Here is a 14,187-nt window from a genome sequence, read left to right on the forward strand (position 1 = left end):
TATTAAACACCGTCCGGCCGGGCAGTGTAACCAAATAAATTGCGTTGCTTGATCATGGCCGATACTTCAACCGGCATATATTCTTCCCAGCCTTTTACATCGTCTTTTACCATCTGTAATACGCTGTCGGTTTCTACCTCTAGGTTGTTTTTGTTGTAATTTTCTATGTCTTCTATCTTGTTATTCGCCAGCAGGTACTCGTACAGGTCAATGAGGTTGGGCGGGAGAGAGAACTTTTTGCTGTTGTAGATCTCGTTATTGCGCAGGGTAGGGTAGATAAAAAGTTTTACTTCCCGGCTAAACAGGGCGGCAAAAGCTTCCAGGATGCCGCCGGGCAGGTTTTTATAATGTGCCTCAGAAAAAATATATTCCAGGTTGGGATAACCCAGTACCACGCCCAGTTTACGCCGCGTGACCTTGGATAGGTAAGACACCAGTTTATAGTACTGGTGATAATTAGAGATCAGTACCGTTTGGCCCAGCGAGCAAAGAATATCTACCCGGTCCAGAAAGTCCTTTTCGTCAATCTCCGCATTGTCATCAGCGTAGCGGTCCTTTAAGCCTTGGAGGGTAAGCTCGGTGATCAGGATTACATTATCTTTATCTACATCGGGCTCGGCCATAAACTTCTCAACGCCTGTATTGATCATATCCAGGTGTACGTTGATCAGCGGCCTGAACCGCCCCCTTACCACCACGGCGTTTTTCTTGTATAAAACTTCTGTTGGCTGCAGGTTTTGGCCATTAGGGCCAAAAAGGGCGGCGTCGGTAAAACCGAGTTTAACCAGTAGGAGGCTCATTAAACGGTTATCTACCTTACTGAAACCTGCTCCTTCAAACCTGATCATGTCTATCTGTATGCGGTCGCGACTAAGGTCGTCCATCAGTGACTCCAGGAAAACAGCAGGATATTCGCTATAATAAAAACAGGCAAAGATGAGGTTAACACCCAATACGCCGGCGGCTTGCTGCTGCAGGTTGTTATCATTATCCAGCAGGTTAACATGCAGTATCACATCGTGAAAATCGCCATTGGGCCGCATCTGGAAACGCAGGCCCATCCAGCCGTGGCCCTCATTGGTTTTGTGATAATTGAGCGCCGCGAAAGTATCGGCAAAAGCGAAGAAGGTAGTAGAATCGCCTCGCATGGCCGACAATCGTTCCAGTACCAGGCTGTACTCGTGGTTGAGCATCGCTATCAGCCTCGATTCGCTTACGTAGCGGCGCGCTTGCTGCACCCCGTAAATGGAGTCGGAAAAGATCATGTCATAAGCCGACATGGTTTTGGCGATGGTGCCGGCTGCCGCACCCGCCTTAAAAAAGTTAGCCGCCACATCCTGCCCCGCGCCGATCTCGGCAAAAGATCCATAGATCCGGTTATCGAGGTTAATGGTGAGCGCCTTTTGTTTCGTACCGATATCTTTCCTGTGTATACTCATTCGCAGCTATCTAAAAACACTTCAAATTTATTAAAAATGCAAAAGCCCGATGTTGCGTTACCGGGCTTTTATTGAGAATTATATTATTCGTTTCGCTTTAAGCCAAACTTTTCAATTTTGCTGTACAGGTGGCTTCGCTGGATATCAATATCATCCGCGGTTTTAGAAACGTTCCAGTTGTTCTTTTCCAGCTTAAATTTGATATACTCGCGTTCGGCATAGTCCTTATATTCCTGGAAATTAGTAAAGCTATCGTAGTCTGTTTGCGGGGCGGCGGTAGCCGCTTCGCCGGCAGTAGCTACTACGGGCGCCGAAGGGTTAGCGAAGGCTTTTACATCGGCGTCGGTAATCGTCTTATCGCTCAGGATGATCAAACGTTCTACCATGTTACGCAGCTCGCGGATGTTACCCGTCCACGGCAGTCTTTTCATTTCCTCAAGAGCGGCTTCTGATATCTTTTTGGTAGGCATACCATACTCGCTGCATATTTCTTCCAAAAAGCTTTGGGTAAGCAACGGTATATCATCCTTACGCTCCACCAAAGGCGGCACGTGGATGAGAATAACGCTCAGGCGATGATACAAGTCCATACGGAAGTTACCGGCCTCAATTTCTTTTAACAGGTCCTTGTTGGTTGCCGCTACAACGCGTACATCTACGTCAATTTCTTTTTCGCCGCCAACACGGGTTATTTTACTTTCCTGTAAGGCGCGCAGCACTTTAGCCTGTGCCGACTGGCTCATGTCGCCGATCTCATCCAGGAAAAGGGTACCGCCACTGGCCGATTCAAACTTACCTATACGCTGCTTAATAGCCGAGGTAAAAGAGCCTTTCTCGTGGCCAAACAACTCACTCTCGATCAGTTCTGATGGGATAGCCGCGCAGTTTACCTCGATGATTGGTCCGTTTGAGCGGTTCGATTTTTCGTGCAGCCAGCGGGCTACCAGTTCTTTACCGCTACCGTTAGCGCCGGTAACCAGCACGCGTGCATCGGTAGGGCCTACACGGTCTATGGTTTCCTTGATACGCAAAATAGCCTGCGACTCGCCAAGAATTGGGCGTACTTTTGAAACCCTGCGTTTAAGGGTTTTAGTTTCAACCACCAAACTACCACGATCCAAGGCGTTACGTACGGTAATTAAGAGGCGGTTAAGATCAGGCGGTTTGGAGATAAAGTCGAACGCGCCTTTTTTGCTGGCCTCCACGGCGGTTTCTACCGTACCGTGGCCGGATATCATGATAAAAGGCAGGTCGGGTTTAATGGTAAGGCCTTCGGTTAGTACCTCCATGCCATCCATCCGGTTCATTTTTATATCGCACAGTACCAGGTCATAGTCGTTCTTACGGATCATTTCTAATCCGTCAATACCGTTGTCTATGTCTTCTACCGTATAATCTTCATATTCAAGTATTTCACGGAGAGTGCTGCGTATTGCTCTCTCGTCATCAATGATCAGAATTTTAGCCATGTGTTGTAAACCGTTTTTCGGGCAGAATGTTTGACGCTAAAGATAAAAATTGTATAGTTTTTTAAACACCTTAAAATAAAAAAGCACCGCTATTGCAGTGCTTTTGATATTCTTGGTTATTAGGTGGTGTAGCCTAATATTTTAAGTACCTGTTTGCTGTTTTGTTCTTCGCCAAATACCTCGAAGTTAAATGTTTCGTCGCGGTTACGGCGGATGATGACATGTTTGGGCGATGGCAGCAGGCAATGGTGGATACCGCCATAACCGCTCAGTACTTCCTGGTAGGCGCCGGTATTAAAGAAACCTAAATACTGCACCTTACGTGTTTTAGGCATGTATACACTGTTCATGTGTGCTTCCTGATTGTAATAATCCTGCCCGTCGCAGGTGATACCGCCAAGGTTAACGCGCTCATATTCGCTGTCCCAGTTGTTTATAGGTAACAGGATGTATTTTTGATTCAACGCCCAAACATCAGGGAGATTGGTAATGAACGAGCCATCAAGCATTAACCATTTTTCACGGTCGTTCTGCTGTTTACGGCCCAGCACTTTATAGAGTATACCCGATGCTTCGGCAACCGTGTATTTACCAAATTCGGTAATGATGTCGGGTTCAATGGTATCATGCTCGGCGCAGATCTCTTTGATACGGCTCACGATCTCGTTGATCATGTACTCGTAATCAAAATCAAATACCAGCGAATCTTTGAAAGGCATACCGCCTCCGATATCCAACGTATCCAGGTGCGGGTTCACCTTTTTAAATTTACAGTAAAGCGTTACATACTTTTCTAACTCGTTCCAGTAATACGGGGTATCAGAGATACCGGAGTTAATAAAGAAATGCAGCAGTTTTACCTGAAAATTAGGGTTCTGCTCAATTTTATTATGATAAAAATCGATCACATCCTCCATACGCACACCAAGGCGTGAGGTATAAAATTGTGAATCGGGCTGTTCCTCAGCTGCAATACGGATACCCAGGTTACACGGCGTATCCAGTTCAACCTCATCATCGTACAGGTTAAACTCTTCTTTATTATCCAAAACAGGTATAATGTTATGGAAGCCATCATGCAGCATATCAATAATGTACTGCTTGTACTGGAAGGTTTTAAAACCGTTACAAATAACGGTCATGTCTTTTGTTAACGCGCCTTTTTTCTCTAACGCATCAATCATCGGCATATCAAAAGCTGATGATGTTTCCAGGTGGATATCATTACGCAGCGCCTCCTCAACAATATGTTTGAAGTGTGAGCTTTTGGTACAATAGCAATACTTGTAGGTGCCGCGATAGTTGTTTTTAATGATAGCCTGCTGAAAAAGCAGTTTGGCCTGCTGTATTTTTTTGCTGATCATGGGCAGGTAAGTGAAGCGCAGGGGGGTGCCATACGTTTCAATCATCTCCATTAAATTGAGGTCGTTAAAGTATAATTCGTCCTCTATTATCTCAAAACCTTCCTGCGGGAAACCAACGCTAAGGTCAAGAAATTCCTGGTAACTCTGCATTCTCTGATATTTTTGGCAAAAATGTAATTTTTAAACGGATTATTTACCAAAATATTTGCGGCAAATTATAGGTGGATTGTAATTTGTTTACGAGGGGATTTGTTGAACGAGAAAGTAGAAATCAAAAGCTATGTAATTGTGAGCAAAGCATGGCAAATTCATAACCAGGTTAAGTTGCTTGTAAGATTGCCATGTCGCTGTCGCTCCTTGCAATAACACCGTGGATAGGGAGATTCCCAATGACTCAATGACTCAAAGAAAGATGCACTTCTGCCATCATGCACCTGGCGCTGCCGCCACCGTTAGTTTCAATGGTACTGATGTTGGCATACACCAGCTTGCCGTATTTTTCCAATGCGTTCTTCTTCTCGTTTGATAATGAATCAAACGCCGCTTTCGACATCACGATCAGCGTATCGCCCGATGTATTTTTCACCTCCAGCATATTGCCGGCAAAGTGGTTCATCTGGTTAAAAGATATATCAATAATTTCCTTTCCGGTAGTTTGGATTGATTTTATAACCAACTCTTTTTCAGTAGCATTGGTAATGCTATCTAAACAGATCACCACAAAGCCGGAACCAACGGCCATCAATACGTTGGTGTGATAAATGGCCTGCCCGTTTTCGTCGAATGCGTCAAAGGTTATCGCTTTATAGCCGGTGTAGTCGCAAAAAGCTTTCAGCACTTCGGCGTTTGTACGTGGGGATAGACAAGCATAGGCTATTTTGTTCGGCCGGTCTAACACCATGCTGCCGGTGCCTTCCAAAAACTCGTCCTTAAGCTCAAAGCGACTAAGATCGATCACATGGTTGGCGGCAAAGCTTTCTTCCACTTGCCTGATGATATCTTCCCGGCGCTCCAACCTCCGGTTCTCGGCCTGCATGGGGTAGAGGATAATATCGCCATTATCATGAAAGGATACCCAGTTGTTGGGGAATATGGAATCGGGGGTATGCGGCTCTGGTGTATCGTTCACCACAATCACGTTCACGCCGTTTTGGCGTAGTACGTTAACAAAACCATCAAATTCTTCAGCCGCTTTTTGCTGCACGGCCTGCTGGTCGTCGTCGCGGTTCTGGAAGGCGTTGCTTTCCGCCGTTTGGGCGTTAAAACCGAACGCCACAGGGCGTATCATTAATATATTGTATGTACTTTGAGAAGTCATTTGCTTCGCTGTCATTGGGTCATTGAGTCATTATTTTACAACGTCAATCAGGCCAATGACTCAATGACCTAATGACTTGATGACTACAGCGCTTCTCGCGTCAGCGGCATGCTCATGCAATGGAAACCACCGCGGGCACGCGAAAGCTCGGCCGAAGGCATCAGTATCAAAGTATCTTTCATGGTTGCAGGGTCAAGCTCGTCGTTCTCCAGCTTTTGCAGCACCGACTTTACGTTGAGTACCTTAAACCCGGTCTTTTTAAAGGCCTCTACTGTTTTGTTGTTACGGTCGTAACCTAATACCACGCCATCTTTAAGCGCCAGCAGGTTACAGCTGTCTGTCCACTGTTCACGCGCATCAAACGGAAACTCGTTATTACCGGAGTAAATAAATTTCACTTCGCCGGTACAACCCAGTTCGTTTTTACTGATATCTGTCAGCAGGTCTTCTAAATGGTCAAATGTACGCGGCTGTTGCCCTTTGGTAAACTGTACTATCTCGGGCTTGTCCTTATCTTTCTTGTCGGCAAACCAATTGATCGGTTCGTTCTCGGGCTGCCCGGCTTCCGTAATCGAAAGCGATTTAAGCATTACCCACGTATCACGCTTAACCTGTGTAAAAACCGTATCAATGTGCATATAATCGCGCTTGTGCGGTATTTTAACTATAGTAACTTTATTAACTACGTTATTGGCAAACAACAGCTTTATAGCTTCGTTGGCACCGCTAATGGAGGTACGCTCGCTGCAACCTATCAGTAAATGCTGCGGGCTTACCATCATTACATCGCCACCTTCAAGGGTGGTTTTTTCTTCCTGGTCTTCGCCCGGGCGCAGGAAATGCTGCACCGTATCAGGTATCTCCAGTATATTTTCGCGGTAAGCCGCAAACAAGGGGTGGTTAAAGAAAATATAACGTACCAATAAAGTTTCGCGCGAACGGGCTTTCTTAGCAGGCTTGTTCAGCAGCATGTAATTATTAATGGCAATGCCTATGTCCCGTGTGAATATCAGGTTGGGGATAGGAGCAAATATCATGGTATCATCACTAAGCGAGCCCGATATAAATATCTTAGCGAGTTCTACCGGGTCGGTATCTATAAGCTGCAATTGCAGGCGATACGTACAATTTTCTATTGCACAAACCGATGCGACCAGTTTTTTACGAATGTCTGCCTGTTGCAGTATATCGCTCAGCAGCGTTTGTATTTCAATAACCTTATCAGAGTTATGGAAACCGGCATTATCGGGCTTAAAAAAGGCGCGGTCACTTGCGGCGCTGTCTATCTCGCTTAGCTTGCCTTTAATTTTATCCGGATCAAGAAAATACATCAACAGTTTAATATAATAATCGTACTCCTTGCGGCGCATGGTATCCAGATGAACAATATCTTCGAACAGCCAGTCCTGCGCTTTTGATGGCACTACTTTACCCAGTCCGCTATCGGGGCTGTGTACCAACAGTGCTTTAAGGTTACCAATTTCAGAAGTTACATTTAGGTTAAAATCGTTATTTACAGGTAGCATATGGGGTTATGTTCAGTAACAAAAATAGGGAATTTTACTTAGATGATTCATAGTCGATAGTCAATAGACAATAGTCCATAGCCAGAACTAAAATGCGTACAGAATTTAAACTATCGACTATGGGCCATTGACTATGGACTATCCACCGATAAATGTTATTTTTGCGCGATGGATTTTATTATTGAGGCTGTTGTTAAAGCCGTTAAGGACTTATACCAAACCGATGTTGCCGCTGATGCCGTAAACCTGCAGGAAACCCGCAAGGAGTTTGAAGGGCAGGTTACCATAGTTACTTTCCCTTTTACTAAAGTATCTCGCAAAGGGCCGGAGCAAACCGGTACCGAGATTGGTGAGTACCTTAAAGCCAATGTTCAGGAGATCGCGTCGTTTAACGTGATCAAAGGCTTCCTTAATATTTCTATTGCCGATGCTTATTGGTTGGCCCAATTAAACAACAACATTCTTGCTGATGATTTTGCCGTAGTAAAACCCAACGGCAAAAAGGTAATGGTAGAATATTCATCGCCCAATACCAACAAGCCACTGCACTTGGGCCATATCCGTAATAACCTGTTGGGCTTCTCGCTATCAGAGATCCTGGCAGCGGCCGGTTATGAAGTGGTAAAAGCTAACCTGGTGAACGACCGTGGTATACACATTTGTAAAAGCATGCTGGCCTGGCAGCAATTTGGCAATGGCGAAACTCCGCAAAGCTCGGGCTTAAAAGGCGACCACCTTGCCGGTAAATATTATGTTTGGTTTGATAAAGCTTATAAGCAGCAGATAACAGAACTGATTGAAGAAGGCCAAACCGAGGAAGAGGCCAAGAAAAATGCCCCGCTGATAAAACAGGCGCAGGAAATGCTGCAAAAATGGGAGGCGGGCGACGAAGAAGTGATCAGCCTTTGGAAAACCATGAACGGCTGGGTGTACGATGGTTTCGCTGAAACCTATAAAGCCCTTGGCGTTAGCTTTGATAAATATTACTACGAGAGCGATACATACTTGTTAGGAAAAGACATCGTTGAAGAAGGGCTTGCCAAAGGTGTTTTCTTTAAGAAAGAAGATGGCTCTGTATGGATAGACCTTACCGAAGATGGCCTCGACCAGAAACTGGTTCTACGTGCCGATGGTACTTCGGTTTATATTACACAGGATCTGGGGACGGCGCAGCTTAAATACAACGACTACCACATGGATGAGTCTATCTATGTAGTAGGCAACGAGCAGGACTATCACTTCAAGGTGCTTTTTCTTATCCTGGAGAAATTAGGCAAAAGCTGGGCAAAGGGACTTTACCATTTATCGTACGGTATGGTTGATCTGCCGTCGGGCAAGATGAAGTCACGTGAGGGAACGGTAGTTGATGCAGATGACCTGATGGCGGATATGTACAGCACTGCTAAAGAACAAACCGATGCTGCGGGCAAAGTGGAAGGTTTGTCAGACAGCGAAAAAGATACTTTGTACCATACCATAGGCATGGGCGCTTTAAAATATTTCCTGTTAAAGGTAGACCCCAAAAAACGCCTGTTGTTTGACCCTAATGAATCGGTAGATTTCCAGGGACACACCGGGCCGTTTATACAATATACCCATGCCCGTATCAAATCTGTACTGGCAAAAGCCGGATATAAAGGGGTAGCCGCTACAAGCACTGATGCATTAGACCCTGTTGAGCGTGACCTGATCGTTAGCCTGACCAAGTTCCCTGAAACAATTGCAGAAGCCGCGAAAGGGCATAGCCCGGCGGTAGTTGCCAACTACATTTACGAAGTAGCCAAAAATTACAATAAATTCTACCACGAAAAGTCGGTAAACCAGGCCGAAACGGAAGACCTGAAACAATTCAGGATGCAGCTTTCGGCAGCCACCGCGAACGTTATTAAGCGTGGCATGAAGCTATTAGGAATACAAGTGCCGGAGAGAATGTGATTTTATAGAATCAAGAATCAAGAAAGTCCTTTGCGTTAAGCAAGGGACTTTCTTTTTAGCCAAAATCTTGATTCTTGACTCTTATATCTTGATTCTTAATCCTAACCTCTCGCATATTATCTCCAGTGGCCACGGCGCCATGCCCAGCCTCTGTTGGCATGTACCCAATTCCCCCGTACGTACACACGGTTAACACGAGGGCGTGTGTAATAGCCATTTACATATACGTACCGGTTGCCCCGGTACATCCATTCGCCGGGTACCCAGTAAGCGCCCGGGTAAGGTGGGGCAGGGCGTACGTAAACCGGCTCAACCGGTTGGTCGGCTACATAATAATCGCTTGCGCATGAAGACAGAAACAACGTACCTGCTATTGCTGTCATAATTCCTAATTTACTTAATGTCTTCATCTGTAATGTGGTTTGTTGGTAAGACGATTAAACTGATAAATGGTTTAGTAAACCATAGAGCATACAGAAGTAACTGGTTAAGAGTACCTAAGCACCTGTAAAAGTAACAGTGTTAACATGTTTAAAACATCAGCAACCGTAATTTCCCGTTTTAGGAATATCTTTATGGCATGATTGGTAAATGTTATTACAGGGTATGTCTTTTAGCAGTTTTGGTAGTATTGATATCATCCTGTTCGCATAAACTTACGCCTCGTAAAACCACGGTAGATGATGTTACCGGCATACCGGTTAAACGCGGACCTTACGTAATGGTAAAGCCTGAAAAGGAAATAGCCGAGAAATATGCCTCGCTGATGGGGGTAAAGCGCGGTGATATACAAAACGGACGCTTATACAGTTTCATAGAAGAATGGTATGGTACGCCGTACCGCTTTGGGGGTATGGATAAGGATGGCATTGATTGCTCCGGCCTGGTATTCTTATTACAACTGCAGGTGTACGACCAACCTGTGCCACGTACGTGTGCCATGCAGGTAGGTATCATTAAACGTAAATATGAGGAAGAATTACAGGAAGGCGACCTCGTTTTTTTTGATTTTGACGGCAAGCAATTCAGCCATGTGGGCGTGTATCTGCAAAACGGTTACTTTGTGCATGCCAGTACGCGCAAGGGGGTAATGATAGCACGGCTGCATGATAATGGCATCTACAAATTTTTCTCCCGAGCAGGCTCTGTGAATGACAACGCTACAACCACACAAACCAGCATGCAACAATAAGTGTTAAAATATGCGGTGCAACTTATAATTAAATATCAGTGTTAAGTTTAGGACCAATGCTTAACATAATCATAATATTGAATTAATATTTAAATGATATAGCTTTACACCCATAAATCAGATACTTATAAAATGAAAGATAAACTTAAGCCACTTATTAAGGAAGCTAAAAAAACTGCTCAGAAAGCCATACATCAGCAACTGGTTGCCAGTTTAAAAGAAGTAGCCGCTAAATTTAGTACAGCTTCAAAAAAACTTGACAAAAAAATTGATAAAGAAGCCAAAAAGCTTGCTAAAAAGATGGCCAAAAACATCAGCATCAATAAAGATGAGTTGCTGAAAGATACTACCGCGCCTGCAAAACCCATCGCGGTTCCGGTAAAGCCTAAAGCCGCAAAAAAGGCCGAAACAGAAACCAATCCCCAGTAATTCTATAGCTTGATCAGCTCGCTTTTTAGAGCCGAAATTACCAGGCCTGTTCTGGATTTAACATCAAATTTCTGGAACAGTGCCTCCCTGTAATTATCTATGGTGTGTGGGCTCAGGTGCATCATATCGGCTATTTGCTTATAGGTATAATCCGAGCAGCATAACTCCAGGAACTTTTGCTCATTCTTGGTCAATTCAATTATCGCCGCTTTAACAGGCTGGTTATTTTGAATATTACGCAACAGCTTACCCGACACAAGTTCGTTGATGTAAAAAGAATGTTTGGCTATTCCTTTAATAGCGCTGATCAGGTCGCCGGTTTTTGACTGTTTAAGCATATAACCACCGGCGCCGCTTTTTAGCATACCTATAATAGGCTTATCTTCTTCAAACATACTTAAGGCCAGCACATTAATATCCGGGTAATGCTCTTTTAGCCACCGGGTGGTTTCATAACCATCCATAACCGGCATAGTAATGTCCATCAGTATTACTTCGGGCAACTGGTTGTCGCAAAGTTTTTTGATCATATCGGCGCCGTTATCGGCATCGAATAAAACATTTACTTCATTTGATTCCGAAAGTAATTTGGCAAGCCCCTGCCTGAACAGGGTATGGTCATCAACAATGGCGATATTAATTTTCTCAGAAGTCATAAAGTTATAGGTTAGGAATTTGTATAGTAATGGTTGATCCTTTTCCGGGAGTTGACCGGATATTAGCTGTGCCGTTTATCATGGCCGATCTTTTTACCATGTTGTGCAGGCCCATGCCGCTTTTACGGCTTAGCGCCTCATCCACATTAAAACCTGTGCCGTTATCTGTTATTTCCAGTATACAAGAGCCATTAGCCTGGTTCAGGTTAATGTGTATGGCAGTGGCGCGGGCGTGTTGTATAATGTTATTGATGATCTCCTGGAACAACCTGAAAAGTATGGTTTCTTTAGCGTTATCCAGTTGTGTGAGATCATGGTCGTAATTAAATACCACTTCAAACTTATCTGACCGCCTGAGCCATTCCAGTTCAAAATCAATGGCTGATGCCAAACCCCTGCTCACAATTTCCTCGCCATGCAGCAGCCTCGAAAGTGCCTTAACTTCTTTGATGGAGCGCAGGGTAAGGTCTTCCACAAGGGCAAGTTTTTCAGCCGTATTTTGGGTATCTGTTACATCAACCGAACTTAGAGTAATAGTGGTAAGGCTAAGCAACTGGCCAATATTGTCATGCAGGTCATAAGCTACGGTTTTAAGCGTTTGTTCCTGCACCTCCATTTGTGTTTTTAAAAGCTCCGTTTCAAAATTCTTTTGCATCAGTATGGTATCATCGCGGTGCTGCTTCTTGCGCCGGTTGTATGACAGCACATACAGTATCAGGAACAGCGGCGCTATTAAAAAGATCACCGATGTTAAGCCTATCAGCGATATTACTTCCTTTGTCGATATCTGCATATGAAAGCGTATGACCAAAATGTATACATAATGATATCCAGCACATTAAAAATAATATACCTGATGGAGTTATTGTAGGTGATAGACTCGTATTTCGCCAGGTAATCCAAAAAGTTATTACATGCCGTGCTGCCAAAATAGAAGAACAGGGCGCCGCTAACCCACCAGAATGATGCTGAGTACAGCAACGGCTCAAAACGCTCGTCTTTAAGTTTGAGGTAATAATAGTACAAACTGGCCAGCACAAACACAACCGACATAACCGACGCCGTAACTGATACGAAACCCGAAAAGTTTGTGTGAATAAGCTCGCCCAGGTAAAGCGCTAAAAAAGCCGCGTACCAGGTAATTAACCATTTAACCGGGTAGTGGTAAGGCCTGTACAAGTAGTAAAAAAATAAACTGGTAAAACCACACTCAAATAACAGATAGATATTATAAATAGGATAGTTATTTACCCTGAGATGGTGGCGCATATAAATGCCTCCTAACTCTGTTGCGCAGGTAAGCAGCAAAAAGGGGATAAACATTTTCCAGGCCAGGCTTTTGTCTTTCCGCAGAAAAACAAAAGCCGCCAGGAAACATACGCATTCTGTAAATGTATTTATGCTTAAATAGGCCACAGTAGGATAATAATTACGGGATGAGGGTAGCGCCTACGCTGTTACAATCTCTTGGCGGAGGGCATAGCTCACCACGATTTTCTGGCTCAGCGCCTACAATAAAACCTTTGGATGGTTGGCCATTGTTACCCAGCAATTTGTCGGTGTAATAATCGCGGTGGTATTTCTGGTTCATTTTATTAGTGCTGTCTTTTGTAGATACTAATACCAGTGTGTTATGGCCCCAATAATCAGGAGCAGGTTTATGGCCGCCAGCAAATCTGGCCGGATAAATAGTATCATAAGTGGCCAAGTAAAAACGTATACCGTCTCCACCTTCGCTCTTAATTTTATTTACCAGTTTCTGCAACCTGTCCACACTAAACCATATGGCGCGTGTGTTAGGTGCTTTTTTCTTTTTTGAATCATTCTGTGAAACACCAAAAGAGTCTACCGTGCCGGCATGTTTTGCGTAATTCTTTACATATTGTTTTGCCAGTTCATAACTAAGAGTATCCGGATCATTAAACGCTGCGGAGGCGTTTAAATCGGCATGTTGATTTTGGCAGGCAGCCAGCGCGAAGGCAAATAAAGCTGATGCGAATAAGGTTTTTTTTAAGGTGATCATGGTTTATTGTATAATTTATCGAAGTTGCTTATTTAAGTAATGATTAACAATACTGCACTGCGCCTTTTTTTAACCTAAGTTTTATATAAAAAAAGCTGTTTTCACCCTTTAATATTTTAATTGATAAGTTGAGATTTGAGGTAAAATATCTTACTTGTTAAAATAAACAACCGTAATTTATTTTGAATGATAGTTATTAAAACGGGTATTACACACCGGTTAATAGTTTGTTCAGCAATTAATTTAGTAATATTATAACTTAAATCTTATCACAATTATGGAACCTTTAGTAGGCGAGATCAAATTGTTCGCAGGTAACTTTGCACCCCAGGGCTGGTTTTTTTGCGATGGCACCACGTTACCCATTAGCCGTTACCAGGCATTATTCTCATTATTAGGCACTATGTATGGTGGCGATGGATATAGTAATTTTCAATTGCCCGATCTTCGTGGAACCGTACCCTTGCATGTTGGCAATGGCGGCAGCCAGTCTGGCGTTACCGTAACTTTGGGCGAGCGCACAGGTAGTGCGAGCGTAAAGCTAAGTGTTACCCAATTACCGCCACATACGCATAGCATATATGCTGTTTCTGTTGGAGACAAGCCACAACCTAATGGTAATTATTTATCGGCACTTCCGGTTGACCCAAACACCGGAGAAGGCTCTAACAACTACGCTGATGGCTCGCCGGACAGCGTACTTAATGCAGGTTCGGTTACTTCTACGGGTGGTGGCCTTCCTTTTGATATTGTGCAGCCTTCATTAGGAGTTAACTACATTATCGCTTACGAAGGTATATATCCTCCACGCCCATAATTAGCAGATAAAATCACCC

The 14,187-nt window shown here is 44.0% G+C and carries 14 protein-coding genes; 4 read left to right on the forward strand and 10 right to left on the reverse strand.

Annotation, left to right across the window (positions count from 1 at the left end):
• Nucleotides 1-2 precede the first annotated feature (2 nt).
• The 5 genes from CKK33_RS10920 to CKK33_RS10940 form a co-directional block, all read right to left on the reverse strand.
• The gene (locus CKK33_RS10920) at nucleotides 3-1,439 is read right to left on the reverse strand and encodes a nicotinate-nucleotide adenylyltransferase (RefSeq protein WP_095704140.1); all 1,437 of its coding nucleotides are present in this window, start codon (nucleotides 1,437-1,439) and stop codon (nucleotides 3-5) included.
• Between the two features lie 83 nt (nucleotides 1,440-1,522).
• Nucleotides 1,523-2,908: a sigma-54 dependent transcriptional regulator gene (locus tag CKK33_RS10925; protein ID WP_095704141.1), complete on the reverse strand. Its 1,386-nt coding sequence runs from the start codon at nucleotides 2,906-2,908 to the stop codon at nucleotides 1,523-1,525.
• A gap of 119 nt (nucleotides 2,909-3,027) precedes the next feature.
• Entirely contained in the window at nucleotides 3,028-4,422 is a 1,395-nt protein-coding gene (locus CKK33_RS10930; protein ID WP_095704142.1) for an arginine decarboxylase, read from the reverse strand.
• A gap of 244 nt (nucleotides 4,423-4,666) precedes the next feature.
• Nucleotides 4,667-5,605 (reverse strand): citrulline utilization hydrolase CtlX, encoded by a 939-nt coding sequence (gene ctlX, locus CKK33_RS10935; protein WP_233138193.1) that lies wholly within the window; start codon nucleotides 5,603-5,605, stop codon nucleotides 4,667-4,669.
• A gap of 68 nt (nucleotides 5,606-5,673) precedes the next feature.
• Complete coding sequence (locus tag CKK33_RS10940) at nucleotides 5,674-7,116, reverse strand: arginine deiminase family protein (RefSeq protein ID WP_095704143.1); 1,443 nt, start codon at nucleotides 7,114-7,116, stop codon at nucleotides 5,674-5,676.
• A 168-nt stretch (nucleotides 7,117-7,284) separates the two neighbouring features.
• On the opposite strand from CKK33_RS10940, the gene argS reads away from it, so the two are divergent.
• A complete protein-coding gene (gene argS, locus CKK33_RS10945) occupies nucleotides 7,285-9,051 on the forward strand; it encodes an arginine--tRNA ligase (RefSeq protein WP_095704144.1) in 1,767 nt (588 codons plus the stop codon).
• A gap of 116 nt (nucleotides 9,052-9,167) precedes the next feature.
• Here argS and CKK33_RS10950 read toward each other — a convergent pair whose 3' ends face one another.
• Nucleotides 9,168-9,461 carry a hypothetical protein gene (locus CKK33_RS10950; protein WP_233138194.1) on the reverse strand — a complete coding sequence of 98 codons (294 nt, stop codon included), beginning with the start codon at nucleotides 9,459-9,461 and terminating at the stop codon, nucleotides 9,168-9,170.
• Between the two features lie 221 nt (nucleotides 9,462-9,682).
• Between CKK33_RS10950 and CKK33_RS10955 the strand changes: the two genes are divergently transcribed.
• Both CKK33_RS10955 and CKK33_RS10960 read left to right on the forward strand, forming a co-directional pair.
• Complete coding sequence (locus CKK33_RS10955; RefSeq protein ID WP_233138195.1) at nucleotides 9,683-10,243, forward strand: C40 family peptidase; 561 nt, start codon at nucleotides 9,683-9,685, stop codon at nucleotides 10,241-10,243.
• Between the two features lie 132 nt (nucleotides 10,244-10,375).
• Nucleotides 10,376-10,672 (forward strand): hypothetical protein, encoded by a 297-nt coding sequence (locus CKK33_RS10960; protein WP_095704147.1) that lies wholly within the window; start codon nucleotides 10,376-10,378, stop codon nucleotides 10,670-10,672.
• Nucleotides 10,673-10,674: 2 nt separating this feature from the next.
• Here the strand turns inward: CKK33_RS10960 and CKK33_RS10965 are convergent, their stop codons facing one another.
• The 4 genes from CKK33_RS10965 to CKK33_RS10980 are packed head-to-tail and all read right to left on the reverse strand — an operon-like array spanning nucleotide 10,675 to nucleotide 13,351.
• The gene (locus tag CKK33_RS10965) at nucleotides 10,675-11,328 is read right to left on the reverse strand and encodes a response regulator transcription factor (protein WP_095704148.1); all 654 of its coding nucleotides are present in this window, start codon (nucleotides 11,326-11,328) and stop codon (nucleotides 10,675-10,677) included.
• Nucleotides 11,329-11,332: 4 nt separating this feature from the next.
• Complete coding sequence (locus tag CKK33_RS10970) at nucleotides 11,333-12,121, reverse strand: sensor histidine kinase (protein ID WP_095704149.1); 789 nt, start codon at nucleotides 12,119-12,121, stop codon at nucleotides 11,333-11,335.
• Complete coding sequence (locus CKK33_RS10975; RefSeq protein WP_143822946.1) at nucleotides 12,097-12,744, reverse strand: hypothetical protein; 648 nt, start codon at nucleotides 12,742-12,744, stop codon at nucleotides 12,097-12,099. The genes CKK33_RS10970 and CKK33_RS10975 overlap by 25 nt, the downstream gene beginning before the upstream one ends.
• Before the next feature lie 13 nt (nucleotides 12,745-12,757).
• Entirely contained in the window at nucleotides 12,758-13,351 is a 594-nt protein-coding gene (locus tag CKK33_RS10980; protein ID WP_095704151.1) for a hypothetical protein, read from the reverse strand.
• A 277-nt stretch (nucleotides 13,352-13,628) separates the two neighbouring features.
• On the opposite strand from CKK33_RS10980, the gene CKK33_RS10985 reads away from it, so the two are divergent.
• The gene (locus CKK33_RS10985) at nucleotides 13,629-14,168 is read left to right on the forward strand and encodes a phage tail protein (RefSeq protein WP_095704152.1); all 540 of its coding nucleotides are present in this window, start codon (nucleotides 13,629-13,631) and stop codon (nucleotides 14,166-14,168) included.
• Nucleotides 14,169-14,187: the final 19 nt, after the last annotated feature.

The organism is Mucilaginibacter sp. MD40 (assembly GCF_002288635.1).
Classification (GTDB): Bacteria; Bacteroidota; Bacteroidia; order Sphingobacteriales; family Sphingobacteriaceae; genus Mucilaginibacter.